Origin of the sequence: Agrobacterium sp. V1 (assembly GCF_030518355.1) — a bacterium.
Taxonomy (GTDB): domain Bacteria; phylum Pseudomonadota; class Alphaproteobacteria; order Rhizobiales; family Rhizobiaceae; genus Agrobacterium; species Agrobacterium cucumeris.
On record NZ_JAULSF010000001.1, the window covers coordinates 1,199,544 to 1,224,962 of the forward strand.

General features: G+C 59.4%; 23 protein-coding genes. 13 read left to right on the forward strand and 10 right to left on the reverse strand.

From position 1 onward, the window contains the following. Nucleotides 1-79: 79 nt before the first annotated feature. Nucleotides 80-307, reverse strand: coding sequence for a hypothetical protein (locus QSV77_RS05815; RefSeq protein ID WP_142839768.1), 228 nt, complete (start codon nucleotides 305-307; stop codon nucleotides 80-82). Between the two features lie 14 nt (nucleotides 308-321). Beyond that, nucleotides 322-585 carry a hypothetical protein gene (locus QSV77_RS05820; RefSeq protein ID WP_046800151.1) on the reverse strand — a complete coding sequence of 88 codons (264 nt, stop codon included), beginning with the start codon at nucleotides 583-585 and terminating at the stop codon, nucleotides 322-324. Nucleotides 586-722: 137 nt separating this feature from the next. Here QSV77_RS05820 and QSV77_RS05825 point away from each other — a divergent pair, with 137 nt between their 5' ends. From QSV77_RS05825 to QSV77_RS05835, 3 genes are all read left to right on the forward strand, one after another. After that, a complete protein-coding gene (locus QSV77_RS05825) occupies nucleotides 723-1,442 on the forward strand; it encodes a hypothetical protein (RefSeq protein ID WP_302732822.1) in 720 nt (239 codons plus the stop codon). A 139-nt stretch (nucleotides 1,443-1,581) separates the two neighbouring features. Next, entirely contained in the window at nucleotides 1,582-3,063 is a 1,482-nt protein-coding gene (locus QSV77_RS05830; RefSeq protein WP_142839770.1) for a D-alanyl-D-alanine carboxypeptidase family protein, read from the forward strand. Nucleotides 3,064-3,145: 82 nt separating this feature from the next. Beyond that, complete coding sequence (locus QSV77_RS05835; RefSeq protein ID WP_046800148.1) at nucleotides 3,146-3,406, forward strand: hypothetical protein; 261 nt, start codon at nucleotides 3,146-3,148, stop codon at nucleotides 3,404-3,406. Nucleotides 3,407-3,502: 96 nt separating this feature from the next. Here the strand turns inward: QSV77_RS05835 and gyrA are convergent, their stop codons facing one another. Further along, complete coding sequence (gene gyrA / locus QSV77_RS05840) at nucleotides 3,503-6,295, reverse strand: DNA gyrase subunit A (RefSeq protein ID WP_269699590.1); 2,793 nt, start codon at nucleotides 6,293-6,295, stop codon at nucleotides 3,503-3,505. A gap of 217 nt (nucleotides 6,296-6,512) precedes the next feature. On the opposite strand from gyrA, the gene QSV77_RS05845 reads away from it, so the two are divergent. After that, nucleotides 6,513-7,142, forward strand: a complete 630-nt coding sequence (locus QSV77_RS05845; protein ID WP_142839772.1) for a MarC family protein — start codon at nucleotides 6,513-6,515, stop codon at nucleotides 7,140-7,142. A gap of 132 nt (nucleotides 7,143-7,274) precedes the next feature. Then, nucleotides 7,275-8,423 carry an HPP family protein gene (locus QSV77_RS05850; RefSeq protein ID WP_269699591.1) on the forward strand — a complete coding sequence of 383 codons (1,149 nt, stop codon included), beginning with the start codon at nucleotides 7,275-7,277 and terminating at the stop codon, nucleotides 8,421-8,423. A 53-nt stretch (nucleotides 8,424-8,476) separates the two neighbouring features. Here QSV77_RS05850 and QSV77_RS05855 read toward each other — a convergent pair whose 3' ends face one another. Together QSV77_RS05855 and QSV77_RS05860 are read right to left on the reverse strand one after the other, a co-directional pair. Beyond that, a complete protein-coding gene (locus tag QSV77_RS05855) occupies nucleotides 8,477-8,746 on the reverse strand; it encodes a hypothetical protein (protein WP_269699592.1) in 270 nt (89 codons plus the stop codon). Nucleotides 8,747-8,785: 39 nt separating this feature from the next. Next, nucleotides 8,786-9,379 carry a single-stranded DNA-binding protein gene (locus QSV77_RS05860; protein ID WP_052760243.1) on the reverse strand — a complete coding sequence of 198 codons (594 nt, stop codon included), beginning with the start codon at nucleotides 9,377-9,379 and terminating at the stop codon, nucleotides 8,786-8,788. 278 nt (nucleotides 9,380-9,657) lie between these two features. Between QSV77_RS05860 and uvrA the strand changes: the two genes are divergently transcribed. The 3 genes from uvrA to QSV77_RS05875 all read left to right on the forward strand — a co-directional run bounded on the left by uvrA (nucleotide 9,658) and on the right by QSV77_RS05875 (nucleotide 14,161). Continuing rightward, nucleotides 9,658-12,579 (forward strand): excinuclease ABC subunit UvrA, encoded by a 2,922-nt coding sequence (gene uvrA, locus QSV77_RS05865; protein ID WP_302732823.1) that lies wholly within the window; start codon nucleotides 9,658-9,660, stop codon nucleotides 12,577-12,579. 57 nt (nucleotides 12,580-12,636) lie between these two features. After that, nucleotides 12,637-13,437: a DUF72 domain-containing protein gene (locus tag QSV77_RS05870; RefSeq protein WP_302732824.1), complete on the forward strand. Its 801-nt coding sequence runs from the start codon at nucleotides 12,637-12,639 to the stop codon at nucleotides 13,435-13,437. A gap of 184 nt (nucleotides 13,438-13,621) precedes the next feature. Further along, a complete protein-coding gene (locus tag QSV77_RS05875; RefSeq protein WP_302732825.1) occupies nucleotides 13,622-14,161 on the forward strand; it encodes a GNAT family N-acetyltransferase in 540 nt (179 codons plus the stop codon). Nucleotides 14,162-14,333: 172 nt separating this feature from the next. On the opposite strand, the gene dusA is transcribed toward QSV77_RS05875, so the two are convergent. Continuing rightward, the gene (gene dusA / locus QSV77_RS05880; RefSeq protein ID WP_302732826.1) at nucleotides 14,334-15,344 is read right to left on the reverse strand and encodes a tRNA dihydrouridine(20/20a) synthase DusA; all 1,011 of its coding nucleotides are present in this window, start codon (nucleotides 15,342-15,344) and stop codon (nucleotides 14,334-14,336) included. 138 nt (nucleotides 15,345-15,482) lie between these two features. Here dusA and QSV77_RS05885 point away from each other — a divergent pair, with 138 nt between their 5' ends. Both QSV77_RS05885 and QSV77_RS05890 read left to right on the forward strand, forming a co-directional pair. Then, nucleotides 15,483-16,172 (forward strand): fumarylacetoacetate hydrolase family protein, encoded by a 690-nt coding sequence (locus QSV77_RS05885; protein ID WP_302732827.1) that lies wholly within the window; start codon nucleotides 15,483-15,485, stop codon nucleotides 16,170-16,172. 35 nt (nucleotides 16,173-16,207) lie between these two features. Beyond that, nucleotides 16,208-16,741 (forward strand): gamma carbonic anhydrase family protein, encoded by a 534-nt coding sequence (locus QSV77_RS05890; protein WP_302732828.1) that lies wholly within the window; start codon nucleotides 16,208-16,210, stop codon nucleotides 16,739-16,741. 38 nt (nucleotides 16,742-16,779) lie between these two features. Here QSV77_RS05890 and zur read toward each other — a convergent pair whose 3' ends face one another. From zur to znuC, 3 genes are read right to left on the reverse strand one after another with little or no spacing between them, the layout of a single operon-like run. Next, the gene (zur, locus tag QSV77_RS05895) at nucleotides 16,780-17,193 is read right to left on the reverse strand and encodes a zinc uptake transcriptional repressor Zur (protein WP_065115613.1); all 414 of its coding nucleotides are present in this window, start codon (nucleotides 17,191-17,193) and stop codon (nucleotides 16,780-16,782) included. Beyond that, the gene (gene znuB, locus QSV77_RS05900; RefSeq protein WP_142839781.1) at nucleotides 17,190-18,008 is read right to left on the reverse strand and encodes a zinc ABC transporter permease subunit ZnuB; all 819 of its coding nucleotides are present in this window, start codon (nucleotides 18,006-18,008) and stop codon (nucleotides 17,190-17,192) included. Before znuB ends, zur begins: the two co-directional genes overlap by 4 nt. Then, on the reverse strand, nucleotides 18,001-18,930 hold the full coding sequence (znuC, locus tag QSV77_RS05905) for a zinc ABC transporter ATP-binding protein ZnuC (protein ID WP_302732829.1): 930 nt from the start codon (nucleotides 18,928-18,930) through the stop codon (nucleotides 18,001-18,003). Before znuC ends, znuB begins: the two co-directional genes overlap by 8 nt. Before the next feature lie 104 nt (nucleotides 18,931-19,034). On the opposite strand from znuC, the gene znuA reads away from it, so the two are divergent. Then, a complete protein-coding gene (znuA, locus tag QSV77_RS05910; RefSeq protein ID WP_269699600.1) occupies nucleotides 19,035-20,018 on the forward strand; it encodes a zinc ABC transporter substrate-binding protein ZnuA in 984 nt (327 codons plus the stop codon). 191 nt (nucleotides 20,019-20,209) lie between these two features. Here the strand turns inward: znuA and QSV77_RS05915 are convergent, their stop codons facing one another. Then, nucleotides 20,210-21,262, reverse strand: a complete 1,053-nt coding sequence (locus QSV77_RS05915; protein WP_142839784.1) for a LacI family transcriptional regulator — start codon at nucleotides 21,260-21,262, stop codon at nucleotides 20,210-20,212. A 489-nt stretch (nucleotides 21,263-21,751) separates the two neighbouring features. Between QSV77_RS05915 and QSV77_RS05920 the strand changes: the two genes are divergently transcribed. Together QSV77_RS05920 and mgrA are read left to right on the forward strand one after the other, a co-directional pair. Then, the gene (locus tag QSV77_RS05920; protein WP_368045850.1) at nucleotides 21,752-24,217 is read left to right on the forward strand and encodes a glycoside hydrolase family 2 protein; all 2,466 of its coding nucleotides are present in this window, start codon (nucleotides 21,752-21,754) and stop codon (nucleotides 24,215-24,217) included. Nucleotides 24,218-24,342: 125 nt separating this feature from the next. Further along, on the forward strand, nucleotides 24,343-25,374 hold the full coding sequence (gene mgrA, locus QSV77_RS05925) for an L-glyceraldehyde 3-phosphate reductase (RefSeq protein WP_127756005.1): 1,032 nt from the start codon (nucleotides 24,343-24,345) through the stop codon (nucleotides 25,372-25,374). The last annotated feature ends 45 nt before the right edge of the window (nucleotides 25,375-25,419 follow it).

Below are 25,419 nucleotides of genomic sequence, written 5' to 3' on the forward strand. Positions count from 1 at the left end.
TTTCTTTAATGAGCCTCTAAAAAACGTCTGTGTGCGAGAGGCCCAGCCTGCAGGCAAACCCTATTGTCGGTTTGTCTATTCAGACCCCGATGCTGGGGCCGCCATCACCGTGTCGTCCGCCACCCCGGAGAATATCCTCGAACAGGTTCAGCACCGCTGGCGGCAACGTGTCAGACAATTCGGCAAGGATTTCGTTGGCGCGATTATAGGAGTAGATGGCGCAGAGCGTCAGCACCAGAAGCACGATCCACGGCCAGATTGGCTTGCGCCTTGGCGGCGCTCCGTTCGGTTGTTGCGGCATGGTCATCCGGCACCTCCCGTTCAGGCCTTCACGCGCGGTTCGCCTCCGGGCGCATAGGCGGTTTTCTGCAGGAAACGAAATATGTTGCCGCACTGGCCACAACGGATCATGAAATCGGTCGGATCTCCCGAGGCGCGTTCGGTGCGAAACCCCCGCGGCATTTCATCGACGCGAAAATCGACATCGGCGCGGCTCTTCTCGTCTGATTCCGACACTTCGGCAAAACCCTGATGACCACATTTGGAACATTCGAGTTTCCGGGAATATCTGTCGCGCGCTGCCATATGCCGTCCTTTGCTTGCGCCCTATCAGGTAGCAGCGGCAAAACAGCATTTCAATGGCGATCGCCGCAGGTTAAAGCTTTGTCAGCCAATTTTCGGCCTGGAAATCCCGCCCGCGACAAGAACGAATCTGGACGCCCATGCAGAACGGAACACCCCTGCTTTCATCGTCGCTGATGCGCCGCGCCGCCATCATCGCCGGTATCCTTCTCGTTTTAGTCGTCGCTCTTAATTTCGGCGTCAAATTATATGGCGAACGCATACTGAAGGCGGGCCACACGACGGCGACCGACGAGGTGCAGATAGTAATCGGCAACGACCGGCTGAAGCTCGCGAAGAACACGCTGCGCCTGCCCTCCGGTCGTGAGGGCGGCGAACAGGAGCGGGTCGATCTTTATCTGACCTGGCCTGGCCTCAAGGGATACGAGGAAGGGAATCGCGCAATATTCGACGATCCGGCTGAGGCAACGGGGCTGATTTATATTCAGCTGTCGCAAAGCACCATGTCACAGGACATGTCCGGCCGGTTCGGGCCGATCTATACACGGCTGACGGAAGGAGACCCCGTACAGCTGAAGCACGGATTGTTGCTACACCGCCTGCGTGCCGATTCCGGTTACGGCAAGGAAGTTATCCTGACTGGACGGCGCGAAGGCGAAAGCGACTATGTTGTGCGCTGCCTTCTGCCGCAGACACCCCAGGAGGCCACGGGCAGCGACTGCCAGAGGGATATCCACGTCGGGCAGGATCTCAGTCTTTTTTACCGATTCTCCTCCGGCCTGCTGCCGCAATGGCAAAAGCTCGACACCGATGTGAAACATTATATTGAGCAGCGGCTCGCAAAAGACGGAAATCCGTGACACGGCATGGCACAGATTGCGTGCGAAAAGTCGCATTTTATGGAGGGTGGATACCTTTCATAAACCACTTGGTAACGCCATCCCGATAAAGTTTCTCCCCGGAGCTATCGGGCGGGGCGTGTCCGAGCGGAACAGAAATATGCGATTGAAGAGTTCAGCAGTGTTGAAAAGTGTATCATGGGCACATTCGCGCAAAGCGGGTGCGACGTCTTTTGTAAGGTTTCTGGCGTTGACCCTTGCTGCGGCGTTCATAACCGCAACATCCGTGGGCACCGCGCAGGCGGAACCGAAATATGCGGGCATCGTCATCGACGCTAAGACCGGCAAGGTTCTCTACGGCGAGGATCCGGACGGTTTGCGTTATCCCGCCTCTCTGACAAAGATGATGACGCTTTATCTGACGTTCGAGGCACTTAATTCCGGACGCATCTCACTTGATTCCAAGGTGCCGGTCTCGGCCAATGCCGCCAAGGAGCCGCCATCCAAGCTTGGCGTGCGCGCCGGCGGTGCCATTACGGTCGAACAGGCCATTCTGGCTCTCGTCACCCGCTCCGCCAATGACATGGCGACGGCGCTCGGCGAATATCTCGGCGGCTCGGAAGACCGTTTCGCCAGAATGATGACCGCCAAGGCCCGTGCGCTCGGCATGACCCGCACGACCTACCGCAATGCCAACGGCCTGCCCAACACGGCGCAGATGACGACGGCACGCGATCAGGCCCGCCTCGGCATCGCCCTTCGCCAGCATTATCCGCAATATTACGGTTACTTCTCCACCCGCACCTTCAATTTTGGCAAGCAGGTCATCGGCAACCACAATCGTCTTGTCGGAACCGTCAAGGGCGTGGATGGCATCAAGACCGGTTACACCCGTGCAGCCGGCAGCAATCTTGCCACTTCGGCGCAGATCGATGGTCGTTCCATCGTTGCCGTCGTTCTCGGCGGTCGCTCCAGCGCCGCCCGTGACGCCACCATGCGCAAGCTTGTCGCAACCTATCTGCCGCAGGCATCGCGTGGCGGTAACAGCAACCTGATCGCCCAGACGCGGTCTGCACCCGTCGAAGAGCCCGTCGCCGTGGCGGCAGCTGTTCCTTCCGTTGCGGTTGCGGCTACCAATGCCGGCCTGCCCAATGCCGGCCCTGTACCGCAGGCCCGTTATGAAGAAGCGCCGGTCACCGCCTTTGCAGGTTCCTCTTCCAATGCCGCCGTCAAGGCCATGGAAGCCGCTACCTGGCAGAAGGGCAAGGATCCGATTGTTCGGGCGCCGATCGCTCCGGATCGCAGCATGATCACCAACTCGACCAAGGTGGATAATATCGTTACCGCCTCCGTCGCCCCTGCCCCTTCGGCGTCGGCTACGTCTGCCGCACCTCAGGGTGGCTGGGTAATCCAGATCGGCGCATCGCCGGACGAAAACTCCGCCCGCGGCCTGTTGCAGAACGCACAGGAAAAAGGTGGTGCGGCCCTGCGTTCCGCAAAGCCCTTCACGGTCGCCTTCAGCAAGGACGGCTCCCAGATCTACCGCGCCCGTTTCGGCGGCTTTGATGGCCAGAACGCCGCGGTAAATGCATGCAATGCATTGAAAAAGAAAGGCGTCAGCTGCTGGGCGTCACTCCAGTAACCGACGTTTCCGCAGGCGGTGTTCATTGTCGCAACATCGCCTGTCTCCTCGAATTGTGTAATGTGTAGCGAGGCTTTCCAAGATGGCAGTTAACGAGAATTATTCGGACATTGCGTCTGGCAACGGGCAAAGCAGTCTGTCGGTTCTGCATCCCATTCATGAAGCGGCGATGCGGATCGCCGATCTCGGTCTCAACCGTTCCAAGGCAAAGACGCGCGATCTGGTCAGCCTGCTCCTGTCGCATGGCGCCCGCGCCTGGCGCGCCAACCAGCCGGAAGCCAGCATCCACCTTCACGTGGCCCGCCGTTCCGGACGTGCGCCGATCCATATCCGAATTCGCTAACAAACCGAACTGGCCAGATAAGACCCAAAGAAAAACCCCGCGGTGCCTGAGCGCCGCGGGGTTTTCCGTTGATTGACGAAAGGGAAACGAGGCGGCTTACGCCTCGCTCTCCGGTGCCTCAGGCGTATCCGGCAGATTGTCTTCCGCCTCGTCGCCATTGCCGTTTTCCGCCTCTTCGTCGCCTTCCGGCTCGTTGATGCGTTCCACGGAAACCACCTTCTCATCCTTGGCGGTGGAGAAGATCGTCACGCCCTTGGTGGCGCGGCTGGCGATGCGGATGCCGTTGACCGGCACGCGGATAAGCTGGCCGCCATCAGAAACCAGCATGATCTGGTCGCCTTCGTCCACGGGGAAAGCCGCGACGAGTTCACCGATCTCCGCCGTTTTCGAGGTATCGGTGGCGCGGATGCCCTTGCCGCCGCGGCCCGATGTGCGGAAGTCGTAGGAGGACGAGCGCTTGCCGTAGCCCTTCACGGATACCGTCAGCACGAATTCTTCGCGTGCCTTCAGCTCCTGATAACGCTCTTCGCTGAGTTCGCCCTCTTCCGTCACTTCTTCACCAACGAGCGCGATGTCGTCTTCATCAACGCCTGCGGCACGCCGTTCGGCTGCCGAGCGCTTGAGGTAAGCGGCACGCTCCCACGGTTCAGCGTCCACATGGCCGACAATGGTCATGGAGATAATGCGGTCGCCTTCGGCCATGTTGATGCCACGCACGCCGACCGAGTTACGGCCGGCAAAGACGCGCACATCGTCCACGGGGAAGCGAATGCACTGGCCAAGCGCCGTGGTCAGAAGCACGTCGTCCCGATCCGTACAGGTTTCAACGGAGAGGATTTCATCACCCTCTTCATCGAGCTTCATGGCTATCTTGCCATTGCGGTTGACCTGGACGAAATCGCCGAGCTTGTTACGGCGAACCGTACCGCGAGTCGTCGAGAACATCACATCAAGCGTTTCCCAGGTGGTTTCATCCTCGGGCAACGGCATGATGGTGGTGATGCGTTCGCCGGGTTCCAGCGGCAGCATGTTGATAAGGGCCTTGCCCTTGGACTGCGGCGTGCCGATGGGCAGGCGCCAGACCTTTTCCTTGTAGACGATGCCGCGCGAGGAGAAGAACAGCACCGGCGTATGGGTGTTGGCAACAAAGAGACGGTTGACGAAATCCTCGTCGCGCGTCGCCATGCCGGAACGACCCTTGCCACCACGACGCTGCGCCCGGTAGGTGGTGAGCGGCACGCGCTTGATATAGCCGAGATGCGAAACGGTGACGACCATGTCTTCCCGGGCGATGAGGTCTTCATCGTCCATGTCGGGACCGCCCTCGACGATCTCGGACCGACGCGGCGTGCCGAACTCGTCACGGATGGCGATGAGCTCCTCGGTGACGATCTGCATGATGCGCAGGCGTGAAGACAGGATGTCGAGATATTCGCTGATTTCCGCGCCGATCTTGTTCAGTTCGTCGCCGATTTCATCGCGACCCAGCGCCGTCAGACGGGCAAGACGCAATTCGAGAATGGCACGCGCCTGCTCTTCGGACAGATTGTAGGTGCCGTCTTCGTTGATGCGATGGCGTGGATCGTCGATGAGCAGGATCAGGCTTTCCACATCCCGCGCCGGCCAGCGCCGCGTCATCAACTCCTCGCGGGCCGAAGCCGGATCGGGCGCGTGACGGATAACGCGGATGACCTCGTCGATATTGGCAACCGCAATCGCCAGACCCACCAACACATGCGCGCGGTCGCGCGCCTTGCGCAGCAGGTACTTGGTGCGGCGGCTGACGACATCCTCGCGGAACGCGACGAAGGCGCGCAGCATGTCGAGCAGCGTCATCTGTTCCGGCTTGCCGCCGTTCAGCGCCACCATGTTGCAGCCAAACGAGGTCTGCAGCGGCGTGTAGCGATAAATCTGGTTCAGGATGACGTCGGCATTGGCATCGCGCTTCAGCTCGACGACGACGCGATAACCCTGACGGTCGGATTCGTCGCGCAGGTCGGAAATGCCCTCGATGCGCTTTTCCTTGACCAGTTCGGCCATCTTCTCGATCATCGAGGCCTTGTTCACCTGGTAGGGAACTTCGGTGATGATGATCTGCTCGCGGTCGCCGCGCATCGGCTCGATGGTGGCGCGGCCGCGCATGATGACCGACCCGCGACCCGTCTCGTAAGCCGAGCGGATGCCGGAGCGGCCCATGATCAGAGCACCGGTCGGGAAATCCGGGCCGGGAATGATCTGCATCAGTTCAGGCAGCTCGATCGCCGGGTTCTCGATCAGCGCAATACAGCCGTCAATGACCTCGGACAGATTGTGCGGCGGAATATTGGTGGCCATGCCCACCGCAATGCCACCTGCCCCGTTGACCAGCAGGTTCGGGAACTTCGCCGGAATAACCACCGGTTCCTGCAACGTGCCATCATAGTTGTCACGGAAATCGACGGTTTCCTTGTCGAGATCGTCGAGCAGCGAATGCGCGGCCTTTTCCAGGCGGCATTCGGTATAACGTTCGGCCGCCGGCGGATCGCCGTCGATGGAGCCGAAATTGCCCTGGCCGTCGATCAGCGGCAGGCGGAGCGACCAGTCCTGCGCCATGCGCGCCAGCGCATCATAGATCGCCGAATTGCCGTGCGGGTGGAATTTACCCATGACGTCACCGGTGACGCGGGCGCATTTGACGTATTTCTTGTTCCAGTCGATGCCGAGTTCGGACATGCCGTAAAGAATACGGCGGTGAACCGGCTTCAGACCATCACGGACATCGGGAAGCGCGCGGGACACGATGACGCTCATGGCGTAATCGAGATAGGACCGCTGCATTTCCTCCATGATGGAAATCGGTTCAATGCCTGGCGGAAGTTTTCCGCCGCCGGGGGGGCTCTGGTCAGTCAAAACGGATCACATTCTCTGTTAAGAATCGGATGGATTTTTATAGCGGAAACAGCCACGTTAAGCCAATTTCCCGGCGAGTTTTGAACAGTCTTTTGCGTCATTTGCAAGACGAACACCGCTTTTCGCGATTTAGCCCGGCAAAAGCAACGCCGCTCCCTTTCAAAGCAGCCGCGACTTGCGTAGGCTCGCGCACAAAAAGGCAATAAGCGGGGAAAGAATGGCCAGCAGCGAAACGCTCATCAACGCGCTTACCACACTTTTGGTCACGCTCGATCCGCCCGGTCTTGCGCCCGTATTCCTTGCGCTTACCGCAGGGATGACGCGCAGCCAGCGCAGTCAGGTTGCCCTGCGCGGCTCGCTGATTGCTTTCGGCATTCTCGCCGTCTTCGCCCTGTTCGGCCTTACCATCCTCAACCTGCTCGGCATTTCGCTTGGCGCCTTCCGCATCGCCGGTGGCCTTCTGCTGTTCTGGATTTCTTTCGAGATGATTTTCGAGAAGCGTCAGGAGCGCAAGGAAAAGACCTCCGAAATCGCCATAACCAAGGACCATCTGCACAATCTGGCGGTCTTTCCGCTGGCCTTGCCGCTGATTGCCGGGCCGGGCGCCATTTCCGCCACCGTGCTTCTTGCCGGCACGATGAAGACCACCATCGAGATGGTCGTACTGATCCTGATCCTCGCTTTCGCCATGGCCCTTGTCTACGCGGCCCTGATCGTTGCGGAACGCATGGACCGTTTTCTCGGCAATACCGGCCGGGCGATCCTCACCCGGCTGCTTGGCGTGCTGCTTGCAGCCCTTTCGGTGCAATTCGTGGTCGACGGCATAAAATCGGCCTTTGCCTTCTGAAACGCGGCATGGTGGCGATATCTCGCAACAAAATCCCGCATCCCGCTGAAACTGTAAAAAATCCATCCTTTAAATCCGGCCATCGTTTCGGTTAAAAGACGCGCATCTTTTCCGGATTCGAAAGTTCTCTTCATGCGCTCCACGCTGCGTCGCCTCATCCCGGATGCCGCACCTGTCAGTATCAGGGAAAGGCTGCGTTCCGCGACCGGCGCCTTCGTGGGCATTCTCCTGACCGGATTTCTGGGCAGTCTCGCACTCAGCTTCGACCCCACCCTGCCCGCCATGATCGCACCGATGGGCGCATCGGCCGTGCTTTTATTCGCGGTGCCCTCGAGCCCGCTGGCGCAGCCCTGGTCCATCATGTGCGGCAATCTGGTATCGGCTTTCGTGGGTGTCACGGTGGCGCTGCTGGTTCCGGATCTATTCCTCGCCAGCGCGCTCGCCATCAGCCTTGCCATCGCCGCCATGATGGCGCTGCGCTGCCTGCACCCGCCAAGCGGTGCTGTAGCGCTGACGGCAGTTCTCGGCGGTCCCGCCGTTCACAGCCTCGGATATGGTTTCCTTCTATGGCCGGTCGCTGGAAATTCGCTGATCCTTCTTGCGCTGGCGCTCGCCTATAACAATGCCACCGGCCGCGCCTATCCGCATGGTCTGAAGCTCGGAAAGGCCGCCCACGGCACGACGGATCCGACCCCCATCCAGAAAATCGGCTTCTCCTCCACCGACCTCGACGAGGTGCTGAAGGAATATGACGAAGTTCTCGATATCGATCGCGAGGAACTGGAGACCATCCTGCGCAAGACCGAGCTGCGCTCCTATCGCCGCCGCGCGCTGCATCTCGATTGCGCCAGCGTCATGTCGCGCGATGTGGTCGGCGTTGCCCCTGACGACAGCCTGCGCCATGCCCATGCGCTGATGCACAGCCACCATTTCAAGGCCCTGCCCGTCACCAATGACAGGGCGGAAATCGTCGGCATCGTCACCCAGACGGATTTTCTGGAAAAGGCAAGCTGGAGAAACGGCCGCCCCTCCATCGGTTTCCTGCAGCGTCTGCGCCTCATTCTTTCCGGTGCAAGTGCCCCCAACGATACCGTCAAGGACATCATGACATCGCCGGTCAGAACCGTGCAACCGGAAACCTCGATCGAAGAAGCCATCATCCGTTTTGCGGAAGAAGGGTTGCATTACCTGCCGGTGATCGACGCCAATGGCAAGATGGTGGGGATTGTCTCACAATCCGACGTCATGGTGGCGATGCTGGCCGACAAAGTCGCGGCGTAACCACCGCGACATCGAAATAACCGGCTCCCGTAAAAACCGGCAAAGCCGTTTGGCTAACGTTTAGCCTTCAAAAGCCGCTGCCACAGCGTGCCGCCGAAAAACCGGCCGAGCACGATGAAATAGGCGATGATCAGCACTAAGGCGATAAAGGCAGGCAGGCCGCTCAGCGCGAAACCATGTGGCGTGCGCCCGCCTGCGACCGCTGCGACGAGAAATCCGGCGGCGAAAAACGCTGTCCAGAAATCGAGGAAAAAAGCGAGAATGATGCGCCAGGAAGCCGGTTGTTTTGAGATCGGCTGTTTCGGTGCCGTATCATCACTCATGCCCGCCTCCTGTGACGCATAACATCATTCGTCGTCGGCTCAGAACGGAATATCGTCGTCCATATCGTTGGAGAAGCCGCCGGAAGGCTGGCCGCCGCCGCGTGAAGAGCCGCCGCGCGATGACGACTGCTGGTCGTAACCGCCGCCATAACCGGAGCTGGAGCCGCCACCGCTGCTGCCGTAATCTCCGCCACCGCCAAAATCACCACCGCCGCTACGGCCACCGCCGCCACCCTCACCGCGACCATCGAGCATGGTGAGCGTGGAGTTGAAGCCCTGCAACACGATTTCGGTGGAGTAGCGGTCGTTCCCGGTCTGGTCCTGCCATTTGCGCGTCTGCAGCTGGCCTTCAATATAGAGCTTGGCGCCCTTCTTGACATATTGCTCGACGACCTTGCACAGGCCTTCGTTGAAAACCACGACCGTGTGCCATTCGGTCTTTTCCTTGCGCTCGCCGCTATTGCGGTCCCGCCAGGTTTCCGAGGTGGCGATACGCAGGTTGGCGATGGGGCGGCCATCCTGCGTACGGCGGATTTCGGGATCTGCGCCGACATTCCCGATCAGAATTACCTTGTTTACGCTACCAGCCATCTCGTCATCCTGTCCGCCGGCCATCATGACCGGCAATTGCATTTCAAAAAAATTCCACACACAATAACCATCACGGCCCGCAAAGGGCACCGCAGGCGTGGAACTATCCACAACGAATAATCCAGAGCTTCGAACAGCGGATATTCGCACTTGCTATTTGTTCCTTTTTTGTTCTATTTAATCGCGAAATTCGAGTCAAGTGGGCTGAAAAGCTCCGACCGATGGGGAATAGACCTCGACACCTCCGGCTGCGTCACTACATAAGGACACGCCGCCATCAAGCCTGTTATTTTTGTCCGAGCCTTGCCACGAGCCTTGTCATGAGTGAACTGAAGACGATTTCCATCCGTGGTGCCCGTGAGCATAATCTCAAGGGTATCGACCTCGATCTGCCACGCAACAAGCTGATTGTCATGACCGGGCTTTCCGGCTCGGGCAAGTCGTCGCTTGCCTTCGACACGATCTATGCAGAGGGTCAGCGCCGTTATGTCGAAAGCCTTTCGGCCTATGCGCGCCAGTTCCTGGAAATGATGCAGAAACCGGATGTCGACCGTATCGAGGGTCTGTCGCCGGCCATTTCCATCGAGCAGAAGACCACCTCGAAGAACCCGCGTTCCACGGTGGGCACGGTCACGGAAATCTACGACTACATGCGCCTGCTGTTTGCGCGTGTTGGCGTGCCCTATTCGCCGGCCACGGGCCTGCCGATCGAAAGCCAGACCATCAGCCAGATGGTGGACCGCATCCTCGCTTTTGAGGAAGGCACGCGTCTTTATATTCTTGCGCCGATCGTGCGTGGCCGCAAAGGCGAATATAAGAAGGAACTTGCCGAGCTGATGAAGAAGGGCTTCCAGCGCGTCAAGGTGGATGGCCAGTTCTACGAAATCGCCGATGTGCCGGCGCTCGACAAGAAATACAAACACGACATCGATGTGGTCGTCGACCGTGCGGTGGTGCGCCCGGATATGGCCGCACGCCTTGCCGACAGTCTCGAGACCTGCCTCAAGCTCGCCGATGGGCTGGCTATCGCCGAATTCGCCGACAAGCCTCTGCCGCCGGAAGAAACCGCCGCCGGCGGCTCCGCCAACAAGTCGCTCAATGAAACCCATGAGCGTGTGCTGTTTTCGGAAAAATTCGCCTGCCCCATCTCCGGTTTCACCATTCCGGAGATTGAGCCGCGGCTGTTTTCCTTCAACAATCCCTTCGGCGCCTGCCCCAGCTGCGATGGCCTCGGCTCGCAGCAGAAGGTGGATGAAAACCTGATTGTTCCTGAACCGGCGCGCACGCTGCGCGACGGTGCCATCGCGCCTTGGGCCAAGTCGTCTTCTCCCTATTACAACCAGACGCTGGAAGCGCTCGGCAAGGCCTTCGGTTTTAAACTGTCCAGCAAATGGTCGGAGCTTTCGAAGGAAGCGCAGCACGCCATTCTTCAGGGCACCGATGACAAGATAGAATTCAACTATCAGGACGGCGCCCGCGCCTACAAGACGGTGAAAAATTTCGAAGGCATCGTTCCCAATCTGGAGCGCCGCTGGAAAGAGACCGACAGCGCCTGGGCGCGCGAGGAAATCGAGCGTTATATGTCGGCAGCGCCCTGCCCGGCCTGCGCCGGCTATCGCCTGAAACCCGAAGCCCTTGCCGTCAAGATCAACAAGCTGCATATCGGTGAAGTCACCCAGATGTCGATCCGCAAGGCACGCGACTGGTTCGAGGTGCTGCCGGAAAGTCTCAACGCCAAGCAGAATGAGATCGCCGTCCGCATTCTCAAGGAAATCCGCGAACGCCTGCGTTTCCTCAATGATGTCGGACTGGATTATCTCAGCCTGTCGCGTAACTCCGGCACGTTGTCCGGCGGCGAAAGCCAGCGCATTCGCCTCGCTTCGCAGATTGGCTCAGGCCTGACGGGCGTTCTCTACGTTCTGGACGAGCCGTCGATCGGCCTGCATCAGCGCGACAATGCCCGCCTGCTCGAGACACTGAAGCATCTGCGCGATATCGGCAATACTGTCATCGTTGTCGAACATGACGAGGACGCCATCCTGACGGCGGATTATGTGGTCGATATTGGCCCCGCCGCCGGCATTCACGGCGGTCAGGTGATCGCCGAAGGTACGCCGCAGGACGTAATGGCCAATCCGAAATCGCTAACCGGCAAATATCTCTCCGGCGAACTCGGGGTCGCCGTGCCGGCAGAGCGCCGCAAGCCCAAGAAGGGCCGCGAGATCAAGGTCCATGGCGCACGCGGCAATAATCTCCAGAATGTCACGGCGGCGGTCCCGCTTGGCGTTTTCACTGCGGTTACCGGCGTTTCAGGCGGTGGCAAATCCACCTTCCTGATCGAGACGCTTTATAAATCAGCGGCACGCCGGGTGATGGGCGCGCGCGAAATTCCGGCCGAACATGATCGCATCGACGGTTTCGAATTCATCGACAAGGTGATCGATATCGATCAGTCGCCGATTGGCCGCACGCCGCGCTCCAACCCGGCCACCTATACCGGCGCCTTTACACCGATCCGTGACTGGTTCGCCGGCCTGCCGGAAGCGAAGGCGCGCGGTTATGCGCCCGGCCGTTTCTCCTTCAACGTCAAGGGCGGCCGCTGCGAGGCCTGCCAGGGCGATGGCGTCATCAAGATCGAAATGCACTTCCTGCCTGACGTCTATGTCACCTGCGACGTGTGCCACGGCAAGCGTTACAATCGCGAGACGCTGGACGTGACTTTCAAGGGCAAGTCCATTGCCGACGTGCTGGATATGACGGTGGAGGAAGGCGTGGAATTCTTCGCTGCCGTGCCGGCGGTGCGTGACAAGCTGCAGGCTTTGTTCGATGTCGGCCTCGGTTATATCAAGGTCGGCCAGCAGGCCAACACGCTATCCGGCGGCGAGGCGCAACGCGTCAAGCTTGCCAAGGAACTGTCAAAACGCTCGACGGGCCGCACGCTTTATATCCTCGACGAGCCGACGACCGGCCTTCACTTCCACGACGTCAACAAGCTGCTGGAAATGCTGCAGGCGCTGGTGGACCAAGGCAATTCCGTCGTGGTGATCGAACACAATCTCGAAGTCATCAAGACGGCTGACTGGATCATCGACATCGGCCCCGAAGGCGGCACGGGCGGCGGCGAAATTGTGGCGACCGGCACGCCGGAAGACATCGTCAAGGTCGAGCGCTCCTACACCGGTCATTTCCTCAAGGAACTTCTGGAACGCCGGCCGGCCGGCAAACGCGAGGCTGCGGAGTAATCCGCAGTCTTTCACAGCAAAGGTCGAATGGGCCAAAGGCCGAAGGAGGAACAGCATATGTCGACATCAGGCACGATCCGCACCGGTATCGGCGGCTGGACATTCGAGCCATGGGAAGGCACGTTTTATCCGGAAAAGCTGCCGAAGAGGCGCCAGCTCGAACATGCCAGCCGGCAATTGACGGCCATTGAGGTGAATGGCACCTATTACAGCAGCCAGAAGCCCGAGACCTTCGCCAAATGGGCATCCGAAGTGCCTGAGGATTTCATCTTCTCCCTGAAGGCCAGCCGCTTCGTCACCAACCGCAAGGTTCTGGCCGAAGCCGGGGAATCCATGACGAAGTTTTTGACTCAAGGGTTGACGGAACTCGGCTCCCATCTCGGCCCCATCCTCTGGCAGTTCGCCCCCACGAAGAAATTCGACGCGGATGATTTCGGCGCCTTTCTGGCGCTCCTGCCTGAAAAGCAGGATGGTATCCGCCTTCGCCATGTGGTCGAGGTGCGCAACCCAACATTCCAAGTGCCGGAATTCATCGATCTTCTCGCCAGACACAAGGTCGCCGTCGTCTGCGCCGATCACCACGATTATCCGATGCTGCCTGACGTCACGGCCGATTTCGTCTATTGCCGCCTGCAAAAGGGCGAAGACGACATCGCAACCTGTTACCCGAAGGCGGAGATCGGCCACTGGTCAAAACGGGTCAAGACCTATGCGGCGGGTGGCGTACCCGACGACCTGCCGCTGATCGCGCCCGACCGGAAAGCGGAAAAAACGCCGCGTGACGTTTTCGCCTTCTTCATCACCGGTGGCAAGGTCAATGCGCCCAACGGTGCACAGGAATTGCAAAAGGCTGTCTGAGTGACACGTTGACGCCGAACACCGGATGTTGCGGCGTCACCGATAAATCATCGTGTCGGAAAACGGTATCCGCAGAATAAACAACCCACGTCGCACTCCCGTCATCCCACGCCGGCAAGAATGCCAATGACGGCACAAGGCGCTTCGCCGGCAAAAGGCTGTCGTTATCAGAGGGCTGGCCGGAATGAATATGATCGAGACGGAACGTTTGCGCCTGCGCCTTTGGCGGGACGACCATTTTGAAGCCTTCGCCGCGATGCAGTCCGATCCGGAGGTGATGGCCGATCAGGGCGGCCCGGCGGACGAGGCGCGGAGCCGGGAAAAATTCGAGCGCTACCGCATGGCAGAGCGCGAACAGGGCATCGCCCGCTGGGCTATTGAAAATCCCGATGGCCTGTTTCTCGGTTATGCCGGTGTCATGCCGCGCCTGTCCGAAGATCATCCACTCGGCCGGCACCACGAAATCGGCTGGCGTTTCATAAGACAGGCCTGGGGAAAAGGGTATGCGACTGAAAGCGCAAAAGCCGCGCTGACCCATGCTACCGGATACGCGGGAATAGCTGGGATCATCGCCTATACCAGCCCCGATAATTTTCGCTCCCAAGCCGTCATGTCGCGCCTTGGCCTGATCCGCGAACCAACGCGCGATTTCTCCATGCCCGGTCATACGGACAGGGAATGGCGCGGGCTCGTCTGGGTCGCTCCCTGGAGCAGTCCGGTCTAAATGGAACAACCGGATCTGCTCCAACCCTTGTTTTCGGGCACTTTCCGGACGTAAAACCACTACACAGTTTTACTCAAAATGCTCCAGGATATCTCCCGATTGAGGCCGCGGAACTCTTCGCAACGCCCTGGTCGCCGACGGCATAAGATCGCAAGAATGCCGTTTCCAGTCTTCAGCCCGCCAGCTCCTTCGTCGGGTTGAAATCGATCGCTGCGAAAGCCGCCTCGATCACCTCAGTCCCTGCCCCCGGCCGTGTGGCATCGCTGGAGAGGATTTGCCGGAAACGGCGCGCGCCCGGCATGCCCTGAAACAGACCGACCATATGGCGGGTGACGTGGTTGAGACGCCCACCAGCAGCAATATAATCGGCGGCATAGGCCATCATCGCGTCGCGCAACCCCATCCAGTCGGCTTGCCGGGCCTCGTCACCGTAGATGCGGTGATCGACATCGGCGAGAATGGAGGTGTTGTGATAGGCGGCGCGGCCGAGCATCACGCCATCCATATGTTGCAGATGGTCACACGCCTGATCGAGATCGGCGATACCGCCATTGATGCCGACGAAGACATCGGGATTTTCCCGCTTCATACGATGGACGAGATCATAATCGAGCGGCGGCACCTCGCGGTTTTCCTTCGGCGAGAGCCCCTGTAGCCAGGCTTTACGCGCATGGATCCACACGGCATCCGCGCCGGCCGCGACAACACGCGCCAGAAAATCCGGCAACACGGTTTCCGGCTCCTGATCATCCACCCCGATGCGACATTTGACAGTCACCGGCACAGCCGCAACCGCCTTCATCGCCGAAACGCACTGCGCCACGACTTCGGGCTCGCGCATCAGGCAGGCGCCGAAGGTGCCGGATTGCACCCGATCCGATGGACAGCCGACATTGAGGTTGATTTCGTCATAGCGGTAATCGCCGGCAATACGAACCGCCTCGGCAAGCTTGGCCGGGTCCGATCCGCCAAGCTGCAGCGCGACGGGATGTTCCTGCGGATGATAACCGAGCAGCCTGTCGCGCTGGCCATGGATGATGGCGTCGGCAACGATCATTTCGGTAAACAGTAGCGCGCGCTTCGACAATTGCCGGTGCAGAAATCTGCACCTCGTGTCGGTCCAGTCGATCATGGGGGCCACGGCGAAGATTTTTTCGCCGTTTTCAAGCGCTTGTCTGTACATGGATTAACCTCTTTGCGCCGGCTTCTACAGCAAAGGACCGGAAAAAGCCAGTTTTGCACTCGACAGCATTTTCAACTGGAAATCAGCCCGGAATCGCGGGACAAGAATTGCACCTTAAAGAGACGACAGGAAATTCCCATGGCCGCCACAGTCATTCCCGCCCCGAAACCCGTTCTCCTGCCCGTTGAAGGCACAGGCGACATGTTCCCCGTGCGGCGGGTCTATTGCGTCGGTCGAAATTATGCGGATCACGCCATCGAGATGGGTCACGATCCCTCGCGCGAGCCGCCCTTTTATTTCCAGAAAAACCCGGACAATCTTCTGCCCGCCGGCAATGATTTCCCCTATCCGTCGCTGTCCTCGAACGTGCATTACGAGGTTGAATGCGTCGTGGTGCTGAAAAGCGGCGGCGCGGATATTCCAGCGGACGAGGCCCTGAACCATGTCTGGGGTTATGCCGTCGGCATCGACATGACCCGCCGCGACCTGCAGGACGGGCTGAAGAAGATGGGCCGTTCCTGGGAAGGCGCCAAGGCGTTTGAATATTCCGCCCCGGTTTCCGCCATCGTTCCCTCGGACAAGATCGGCCATCCCGCGACCGGCGCGATCTGGCTTGATGTCAATGGCGAGCGCAAGCAGACGGGCGATCTCGCACAGATGATCTGGAAGGTACCGGAAGTGATCGCCGAGCTTTCCAAGCTCTTCACGCTTGCCGCCGGCGACGTGATCATGACCGGCACGCCGGCCGGGGTTGGCCCGATCGTGCGCGGTGACCGCATCGACTGCGGCGTCGATGGTGTCGGTACGCTGTCCGTCACGGTCGCCTGATCGCTGCCGGCGCATAATCCAGAGGGAGAAACCGAATGCCGCTTTACCGCCTCGCCGAACGGGTGCCGCAAACCCCTGCCCCGGATCGTTACTGGGTCGCCCCCGATGCCAATGTCATCGGTTCGGTAACGCTCGGCGAAGATGTCGGCATCTGGTTCGGCGCGACATTGCGCGGTGATAACGAGCCGATCAGCGTCGGGCGCGGCACCAATATTCAGGAAGGCGCGATGGTGCACAGCGATCCCGGCTTTGCCGCAACCATCGGCGAAATGTGCACCATCGGCCACCACGCCATCGTGCATGGCTGCAGCATCGGCGACAATTCGCTGATCGGCATGGGCGCAACGATCCTGAACGGCGCAAAGATCGGCCGCAACTGCCTCGTCGGCGCCAATGCGCTGGTGACGGAAGGCAAGGAATTTCCGGATAATTCGCTGATCGTCGGCTCGCCGGCGCGGACCATCCGAACGCTGGATGACGAAGCCGTCGCCGGCCTGCGCCGTTCCGCGGAAAAATACATTGAGAACTGGAAGCGTTTTTCGAAAGATCTGGCGATTGTCGACGGCTGAGCAACGGTGGGCAGCCATGCCCACCCCGCAAACAAAGCCTATGACGCGCAGTTTGCGCAGAGACCACGAATCTCGATGGTGGTCTTTTCCGCCTTGAACTTGCTGTCCTTCACCCAGCGCTCAAGACGGTGGTCGATTTCGTGATCATGAAACTCGGTCACCTGCCCACAGGATTCGCAGATGGCGAACGCCACGGTGCCATGGTGGTGCGAGCAGCACTCGGCCTGCGTATGCGTGCAGGCAACGAAGGCGTTGAGGCTTTCCAGCCGATGCACGAGACCGAATTCCACCAGCTTTTCCAGCGCCCGGTACACCTGCAGCGGCGCGCGGAACCCGTCATCCCGCAGCTTGTCGAGGATCATATAGGCGCTGAGCGGCTGATGCGCGTTTGACAGGGCATTCATGACCAGCGACTGGTTCTTGGTGAGGTTCTGCTGGGTTTGAGCATTCATGACTTGCCTCCTTCATCCGCGGAGCGGGAAAAACCCGGCGCCGGCAACAGGCTTATAACGAACAGGATCACCGCGGCAACCACGATGGAGGGGCCGGACGGCGTATCATAGGTCAGCGAGCCGAACAGGCCGCCGATAACGGCAATGGCGCCAATCAGCGACGCGACCACGGCCATCACCTCCGGCGTGGCGGAAAAACGTCTGGCGGTGGCAGCCGGGATGATCAGCAGCGAGGTGATGAGCATGATGCCGACCACCTTCATCGCAATGGCAATCACCAGCGCCATCAACAGCGTGAAAATGAGCTTCGCCCGCTCCGGGTTCAGCCCCTCGGCTTCAGCCAGTTCGGTATTGACGGTGGAGGCGAGCAGCGACCGCCACAGGAACACCATGGAGACGATGACCACCAGCCCGCCGCCCCAGATCAGCGCGATATCGCTGCGGGTGACAGCGAGAATATCGCCGAACAGGAACGAGACGAGATCGATACGCACCCAGCTCATGAAGGCGACGATGACGAGGCCAATGGCGAGAGCTGAATGGGACAGGATGCCAAGCAATGCGTCGGACGATAGTGCCTGCCGCCGCTGCAGAAAAATCAGCAGGATCGAAACGGCGGACGCCACCAGAAAGACGCTGATGATGAGGTTGAGCTGCAACAGCAGCGAGAGCGCGACGCCAAGCAGTGCCGAATGGGCCATCGTATCCCCGAAATAGGCCATGCGCCGCCAGACCACGAAACAGCCGAGAGGTCCGGCGGTAAGGGCAACGCCGATGCCGGCGACCATGGCGCGAACGAAGAAATCGTCAAACATGCCGTTCTCCCTGCGCGTGTTTCGAGGGCGCATGGTCCCCATGTTCATGTTCATGGCCGCAACCGCATTCGTCGCCATGGTCATCATGATGGTGGCCATGATCATGGGCATGGGCATGGTGGTGGCCGTCTTCAGGGTGGCAATGATCCGTCACCGAACCATCCGCGTGCTGCACCCGGCCATCGGGCAGATGGGTGTGGTCGTGGTGGTGGCTATAGACGGCAAGCGCCTTTGCGGCAGAACCGCCGAACAGCCGCATATATTCCGGGCTCTGGCTTACCGCCTGCGGTGTTCCCCGGCAGCAGACATGGCCGTTCAGGCAGATCACGGTATCGGTTTCCGCCATCACCACATGCAGGTCATGGGAGATTAACAGAATCCCGCAATCACTTGAATTCCTGATATTTTTTATCAGATCGTAAAGTGCGATCTCGCCGGAGAAATCCACACCCTGCACGGGCTCGTCAAGAACCAGAAGATCGGGCTTGCGGGCGATGGCGCGAGCCAGAAGCGCACGCTGGAACTCGCCGCCGGAAAGGTGTTGAACTTCGGCGTTCGCCAGATGTGCGATGCCTGTCGCATTCAACGCCGCATCAATCTCGCGGGCGGGCAGCGGCCCGGTCAGCGTCATCAGCCGCCGTACCGAAAGTGGCATGGTCCAGTCCACCGAAAGCTTCTGCGGCACATAACCGACGCGCAGGCCGGCAATGCGCGAGACTTCACCCTCGGTTGGTTTCATTACGCCGATCGCCATTTTCGCGCTTGTGGATTTGCCGGAGCCATTCGGGCCGATCAGCGTCACGATCTCGCCCTTGCTGACGGAAAACTCCACGCCGCGCACCAGCCAGCGGCCATTGCGCTGCACGCCGGCATTGGCAAGGGAAACCAGTATATCGTTACCCTGACGGGTGGAATGAAGCATGGGATTGTCCGTTCGGCGATGTTGCCTACCGCTATTGCATACGTTATAGAGTTACGCAATAAATGTAATAACATAACTATACTTCTTCAAGTGGAGTGCATTGCATGAAATCGATCCTGATCCCGCTCATGGCGTCGGTGGCAATCGCGGCCGCCGCTTCGGGCGCCACAGCCGCGCCCGATGTCGTGGTCTCGATCAAGCCCATACACTCGCTCGTGGCGGCCATCATGCGCGGTGTTGGTGAACCGCAGCTCATCGTTGAGGGTGCCGCCTCGCCACATACCTATAATCTGCGGCCCTCCAATGCCCGAAAGCTGGAAAAGGCGGATGTGGTGTTCTGGGTTGGGCCCGGGCTGGAAGCTTTCCTGGAAAAGCCGCTGGAGGCACTGGCCAGCAAAGCGACGGTGGTGGAACTGGAAGACGCCAAGGGGCTGGAAAAGCTGCCTTTCCGTGAAGGCGGCCCCTTCGAGGCGCATGACCACGGCGAAGAAGGTCATGAAGACCATGCGGATGGCGAGGCGGCACACGATCATGGCCATGACCACGGTGACCATGACCATGGGCACGGCGCCTATGATACCCATCTCTGGCTTGATCCCGCCAATGCCAAGGCCATGGCGCAGACGATCGAAACCGCACTGATTGCGGCCGATGCCGGAAATGCCGCGACCTATCAGGCCAACACCAAAAAGCTGATCGACGATCTCGATGCACTCGACACGGAACTGGCTGAAACGGTCAAGCCGATCAAGGACAAGCCTTTCATCGTCTTTCACGACGCCTATCAATATTTCGAGCATCGTTATGGCGTGAAGACGGCTGGGTCGATCACCGTCAGCCCCGAGACCCTGCCCGGTGCGGACCGCGTCAAGCAGATGCAGGAGAAGGTTCGTCAACTGGGCGCAACCTGCGTTTTCGCCGAACCGCAATTCGAGCCGAAACTGATCTCGGTCATCACTGAAGGCACGGCCGCAAAGTCCGCGACGCTCGATCCGGAAGCGGCCACGCTGGAGCCTGGTCCAGACCTCTATTTCAAGCTGATGCGCGGTATTGCCGGCTCGCTGAAGGATTGCCTGGCCCAGCCGTAAGCGATAACGCTTCTTTTCCGTCATTCCGGCCTTGAGCCGGAATCCAGCCGACGCGCGTCCGCGCGACGGGAAGCCTCCTTTCAGCCCAAGGACTTGGGCTGGCTGGATGCCCGCTCGAGGCCGGCATGACGGCGAGTAAGTGGCAACCCGCAACAGAGTCGGGTGCAAAGCATCGATTCCGACGCTGCTCTTTACGGCTTCGGCGCCATGGAAGACCAGACCGGCTCGCTGACGCTCTGCAGGGTTTCCGGCGGAGCGCCGTTGATACGTGCCAGAAGGGCTTTCGCAAGCTCCCTGCCCGCCAGCTTGATATCCTCGTTGACGGTATGGATTTGCGGCTTGATCCAGTTCAGGAACTCGGCCGACTGTTTCGAGACAATATCGATATCCTTGCCGATCTTCACACCCGCCGCTTCGAAGCCCGCCAGCAGCGCGATGGTGCTGCTACCGCTGATAGAGACGATGCCATCGGGGCGATCATCCGATTGCATCAGCCTCTGGCCGTAATCGCGGATTTTGTCGAGCGGCGTCTCGATGGTGACGACATCGATGGGAAATTCGGTAAGGCCGAAATCCCTGATCCCGCGATTGAACCCCTTGCGCGCATGATCGTGGTAGGAAAATCGCGATGGCGGCATGATCACGGCAATCCGTTTGCGCCCGCATTGCGCCAGACGCTCGACTGCCTCGTAAGCATAGGCCTCATTGTCGAAATCATGAAAGGCATGTTCGATGCCCATATCGGACCGCCCATGGGTGACGAAGGGCATGTTGCGCTCGGTCATGAAACGGACGCGCGGATCGTTCGGCTCGATCTTCGAAATGATGACCCCATCCGCCGAGCCGGTCTCGAGAATGTAGCGGATCGGCACCATGGAATCCTTGGCGTGGATATGTGGCGTGACAACGAGGTGATATTGCGTGGTGGAGAGTATCTCGGTGATGCCGAACACCATCTGGCTGGTGAAACCCATCAGCTCTTCGTCGACACTCAGCACCAGCGCGATGACATTGGTCTTGCCGGTGCGAAGCCGCACGCCGGCCCGGTTGGGCTGGTAGCCGATCTGCCGGGCGATCAGCCGCACGCGCTCCTTGGTCTCCGCGCCGATATCGGGCGCATCCTTCAATGCACGCGAGACTGTGGTGATGCCAAGACCTGTCATATAGGCGATGGTCTTCAAGGTCGGGCGCTCGCCCGTCGTCGCGGGTGCTTCGCCCCCGCCGGATTTACCAGTATCGTTCATGTCATTTCGCCACGCTTTACCGAACGATAATCATAGATAGCTTTTGCGCTGTTGCAAAGGCAAACGTCCCCTCGCACCGCTCGGCCTCATCCCATCACGCCTCAATTCAGCTATAACGATGCAGGTGCAGAAAATATTTCCTCCCATGAAACTGTTCCCGCAGCCATGAAACCCAAGCCTCGAAAACATACAGAAATTAATTATTTAAATTAAAAAACAAAAATAACTTATTGATATATATAAATCAATTATCGAAGAATTAGAATAAGACTACCTCTTCACCGCGTGACGTTGATGGCAGATGCATTTAACCTCGCCAGTTGGCGATCAAAGGCATGACGGCACGTTTGTTTTACGGTAACGTTGCCGAAGGGAGAAGATCGTGACGTGGAGTGAACCGGCAAAAGCCGTTTTGCCGGCATGCGGTTCCCCCAGATTCTGACACAAGCCTGCTTCATAATGCCGGGCCGTCTTTGTTGAATTCATATTATGCAGGGTCCCACCATGATCTCTTCTTCCACGCCCGAAACCACCATCGATCTGGCCGGGCTCTGGCGCCTGAGCTCGGTGGAGGGAGACCATGCCACCGAGCTTTCCGTCCCCGGCGACATTCACACCGCGCTCAAAAATGCGGACATCATTCCCGACCCCTATCACGGCGCCAATGAAAACGCGGTGCAATGGGTGGCGCAGCGGGACTGGATCATTGAGCGCACATTCATCCTCGATGAGGCCGATGCCAGCTGGTATCTCGATATCGATTATCTCGACACCGTCGCCATCGTCTTCGTCAACGATGTCCCCGTCCTGAGCGCCTACAATTGCTTCCGCCGTTACCGCCCCGATATTTCGCGCGCCGTGCGACCGGGTGAAAACACCATCCGCATCCATTTCCATTCCAACATCGTGGCCGGTGCGGAGCGTCAGGCGCGGCAGCCCTTTTATATTCCCTATCACCCCGGAAATTCGCCGATCGCCAATGGCAACATGTTGCGCAAGCCGCAATGCCATTTCGGCTGGGACTGGAACATCGCCATTGCGCCGCTTGGGCTTTACGGCAAAATCCTGCTGAAACGCCTCGATACGGCCCGCATCGAGCATGTCGTCACCTCGCAGCATCATGTCGAAGGCGGCGTTGAATTGCATGTGGCCGTGACGCTGTTTGCCGAAGGTCCGGCAAGCCTGCCGGTCTACCTCTCCCTCAACGATGAAAGACTGCGGCTCGATTGCGGCGTCGGCGCGGGCGAGACGGTGGTGCGCCACGTCTTCTTCGTGGAAAATCCGCAACTCTGGTGGCCGGCCGGCAGTGGTGAGCAGACGCTCTACCGGCTGACGGTGGAACTGCCCGACGAGATCGTCACCCGCCAGATCGGCTTCAGGACCATCGAACTACTGACCGACAAGGATGAAGCGGGCAGCCGTTTCGCTTTCCGCATCAACGGCCGGGAAATTTTCTGCCGCGGCGCCAACTGGATTCCGGCAGATGCGCTCCATTCGCTGACCAGCCGGGAAAAGACCGAAGACCTCCTCTGCTCCGCGGTCGAGGCCAACATGAACATGATCCGCGTCTGGGGCGGCGGATTTTATGAAGAGGACTGGTTCTACGATCTCTGTGATCGCCTTGGCCTTCTGGTCTGGCAGGACTTCATGTTCGCCTGCAATCTTTATCCCTGCAACGAGGACTTTCTCGACAATGTCGAACACGAGGTCGATTACCAGGTGAAACGCCTGTCCTCGCATGCCTCCATCGCTCTGTGGTGCGGCGATAACGAGCTGGTGGGCGCGCTGACCTGGTTCGATGAATCCCGCAACAATCGCGACCGCTATCTCGTCGCCTATGATCGTCTGAACCGCACCATCGAACGGGCCCTGAAAAAAGCCGCCCCCGAAGCGCTCTGGTGGCCATCGAGTCCCGCGTCGGGTTATCTCGATTACGGCGATGCATGGCACGCGGATGGCTCCGGCGACATGCATTACTGGTCCGTCTGGCACGAGAATAAGTCGTTCGACAATTACCGGTCGGTCAAACCGCGTTTCTGCTCCGAATTCGGTTTCCAGTCCTATACATCAATGCCCGTCATCCGCACCTATGCCGAAGACAGGGACATGAACATCGCCTCCCCGGTCATCGAACTGCACCAGAAGAATGTCGGCGGCAATGAGCGGATCGCCGGCACCATGTTCCGTTATTTCCGCTTCCCCAGGGATTTCGAGAACTTCGTCTATCTGAGCCAGGTCCAGCAGGCGCTGGCCATCCGCACGGCTGTCGATTACTGGCGCTCGCTGAAACCCCATTGCATGGGCACGCTTTATTGGCAGTTGAACGACACATGGCCGGTCGCCTCATGGTCGAGCCTCGATTATGGCGGCGGCTGGAAGGCGCTGCATTATGCTGCCCGCCGCTTTTTCCAGCCGGTCACGGTCTCAGCCATTCCCTCCAGGGATGGACGACAGGTGAGCTTTTCCATGGTCAACGACACGGCGGAAGATGTCGAGATAGACATGAACATCGTTGCGCTGACCATGGACGGCAACCGCGTGCCGCTGAAATCCGCCAACGGCACATGCGCGACGGATAAGGCCGCGACGCTGACCGAAATCGACATGGACAGCCTGCCGGATGGCGCCATCCTTGCGTGGAGCTTCATTGCCTCCAACGGCATGACCGGCGAAGGCCATCACGTGCGCGACACCTACAAGGCGTTGGAGCTTCAGCCCGCCGGGTTGGATCTGTCAGTCGGCCCGCTGAAGAACGGTCAGTTTGAAATCGATGTCACCGCCGCCGGTCTCGCCCTCTTCGTCATGCTGGAGGCGGACCAGCCGGGACGATATTCGGACAATCTGTTCGATCTTTCCGCCGGTGAAACACGCCGCATCATCTTCACCCCGAAGGCGGATGGCCCCCAGCCGCATTTCCGCATCTTCGATCTTCATACCTGCCAATCCCGGCATTGAAACCATGCGGAGAAAGGCATAACCATCCCTCTCGGGAATGACAGGTGCGCCCGCACCTGTTTTCATCGGTTCAAAGGGTTGCCGGGTTCTCCGGCAGCCAGTCATCAGCAAGTGGAGGAAGACCCATGGTTTGGCAACCGGCCGAAAACCGATACGCGTCCATGAAATACAATCATTGCGGCAAGACCGGCCTGAAATTGCCGGCGATTTCGCTGGGGCTCTGGCACAATTTCGGCAACGATACGCCGCATCAGACGAAACAGGCCATTTGCCGCCGCGCATTTGATCTCGGCATCACCCATTTCGATCTCGCCAACAATTACGGCCCGCCGCCCGGCAGCGCCGAAACCGCCTTCGGTGAAATCCTGAAGACGGATTTCGCCGGCTATCGCGACGAAATGATCATCTCTTCCAAGGCCGGTTACAACATGTGGCCCGGCCCCTATGGCGAATGGGGCAGCCGCAAATATCTGATCTCTTCCTGCGACCAGAGCCTGAAGCGCATGGGGCTGGACTACGTCGATATTTTCTATTCCCACCGTTTCGACCCCAACACGCCGCTTGAGGAAACCTGCGGCGCGCTGGACCAGATCGTGCGCTCGGGCAAGGCGCTTTATGTCGGCATTTCCTCCTATAATTCGAAGCGCACCCGTGAGGCCGCCGCCATCCTCAAGGACCTCGGCACGCCCTGCATCATCCATCAGCCGAGCTATTCGATGATCAACCGCTGGATCGAGGAAGACGGTCTCGTCGATACGCTGGAAGAACTGGGCATCGGCTCCATCGTCTTTTCGCCGTTGGCGCAGGGCATGCTGACGACGAAATATCTCGGCGGCGTGCCGGATGGCAGCCGTGCATCGCAGAGCAAGTCGCTGAACCCGGCCTTCCTCAACGAGCGCAATGTTGAAAACATCCGCTCCCTCAACAGCATTGCCGAACGCCGCGGCCAGACGCTGGCGCAGATGGCGATTGCCTGGGTTCTGCGTGGCGGCCGCATCACCTCGGCGCTGATCGGCGCAAGCCGTGTCGAACAGGTCGAGGATTGCGTCAAGGCGCTCGACAATGCCGAGTTCTCCACCGAGGAGCTGGCGGAAATCGATCGTTACGCCAGGGATGCGGATATCAACCTCTGGGCAAAATCCGCCGAACGGGTCTGATACAGAAAGGGTCGCCCGGTTACACCGGGCGGCCTGCACGCTCCG

Bases quoted from the DNA above. Each gene is read 5' to 3' on its own strand.
- QSV77_RS05815 (WP_142839768.1), bottom strand. From the start codon at position 307: ATGACCATGCCGCAACAACCGAACGGAGCGCCGCCAAGGCGCAAGCCA.
- QSV77_RS05820 (WP_046800151.1), bottom strand. From the start codon at position 585: ATGGCAGCGCGCGACAGATATTCCCGGAAACTCGAATGTTCCAAATGT.
- QSV77_RS05825 (WP_302732822.1), top strand. From the start codon at position 723: ATGCAGAACGGAACACCCCTGCTTTCATCGTCGCTGATGCGCCGCGCC.
- QSV77_RS05830 (WP_142839770.1), top strand. From the start codon at position 1,582: ATGCGATTGAAGAGTTCAGCAGTGTTGAAAAGTGTATCATGGGCACAT.
- QSV77_RS05835 (WP_046800148.1), top strand. From the start codon at position 3,146: ATGGCAGTTAACGAGAATTATTCGGACATTGCGTCTGGCAACGGGCAA.
- QSV77_RS05845 (WP_142839772.1), top strand. From the start codon at position 6,513: ATGGCCAGCAGCGAAACGCTCATCAACGCGCTTACCACACTTTTGGTC.
- QSV77_RS05850 (WP_269699591.1), top strand. From the start codon at position 7,275: ATGCGCTCCACGCTGCGTCGCCTCATCCCGGATGCCGCACCTGTCAGT.
- QSV77_RS05855 (WP_269699592.1), bottom strand. From the start codon at position 8,746: ATGAGTGATGATACGGCACCGAAACAGCCGATCTCAAAACAACCGGCT.
- QSV77_RS05860 (WP_052760243.1), bottom strand. From the start codon at position 9,379: ATGCAATTGCCGGTCATGATGGCCGGCGGACAGGATGACGAGATGGCT.
- uvrA (WP_302732823.1), top strand. From the start codon at position 9,658: ATGAGTGAACTGAAGACGATTTCCATCCGTGGTGCCCGTGAGCATAAT.
- QSV77_RS05870 (WP_302732824.1), top strand. From the start codon at position 12,637: ATGTCGACATCAGGCACGATCCGCACCGGTATCGGCGGCTGGACATTC.
- QSV77_RS05875 (WP_302732825.1), top strand. From the start codon at position 13,622: ATGAATATGATCGAGACGGAACGTTTGCGCCTGCGCCTTTGGCGGGAC.
- dusA (WP_302732826.1), bottom strand. From the start codon at position 15,344: ATGTACAGACAAGCGCTTGAAAACGGCGAAAAAATCTTCGCCGTGGCC.
- QSV77_RS05885 (WP_302732827.1), top strand. From the start codon at position 15,483: ATGGCCGCCACAGTCATTCCCGCCCCGAAACCCGTTCTCCTGCCCGTT.
- QSV77_RS05890 (WP_302732828.1), top strand. From the start codon at position 16,208: ATGCCGCTTTACCGCCTCGCCGAACGGGTGCCGCAAACCCCTGCCCCG.
- zur (WP_065115613.1), bottom strand. From the start codon at position 17,193: ATGAATGCTCAAACCCAGCAGAACCTCACCAAGAACCAGTCGCTGGTC.
- znuB (WP_142839781.1), bottom strand. From the start codon at position 18,008: ATGTTTGACGATTTCTTCGTTCGCGCCATGGTCGCCGGCATCGGCGTT.
- znuC (WP_302732829.1), bottom strand. From the start codon at position 18,930: ATGCTTCATTCCACCCGTCAGGGTAACGATATACTGGTTTCCCTTGCC.
- znuA (WP_269699600.1), top strand. From the start codon at position 19,035: ATGAAATCGATCCTGATCCCGCTCATGGCGTCGGTGGCAATCGCGGCC.
- QSV77_RS05915 (WP_142839784.1), bottom strand. From the start codon at position 21,262: ATGAACGATACTGGTAAATCCGGCGGGGGCGAAGCACCCGCGACGACG.
- QSV77_RS05920 (WP_368045850.1), top strand. From the start codon at position 21,752: ATGCAGGGTCCCACCATGATCTCTTCTTCCACGCCCGAAACCACCATC.
- mgrA (WP_127756005.1), top strand. From the start codon at position 24,343: ATGGTTTGGCAACCGGCCGAAAACCGATACGCGTCCATGAAATACAAT.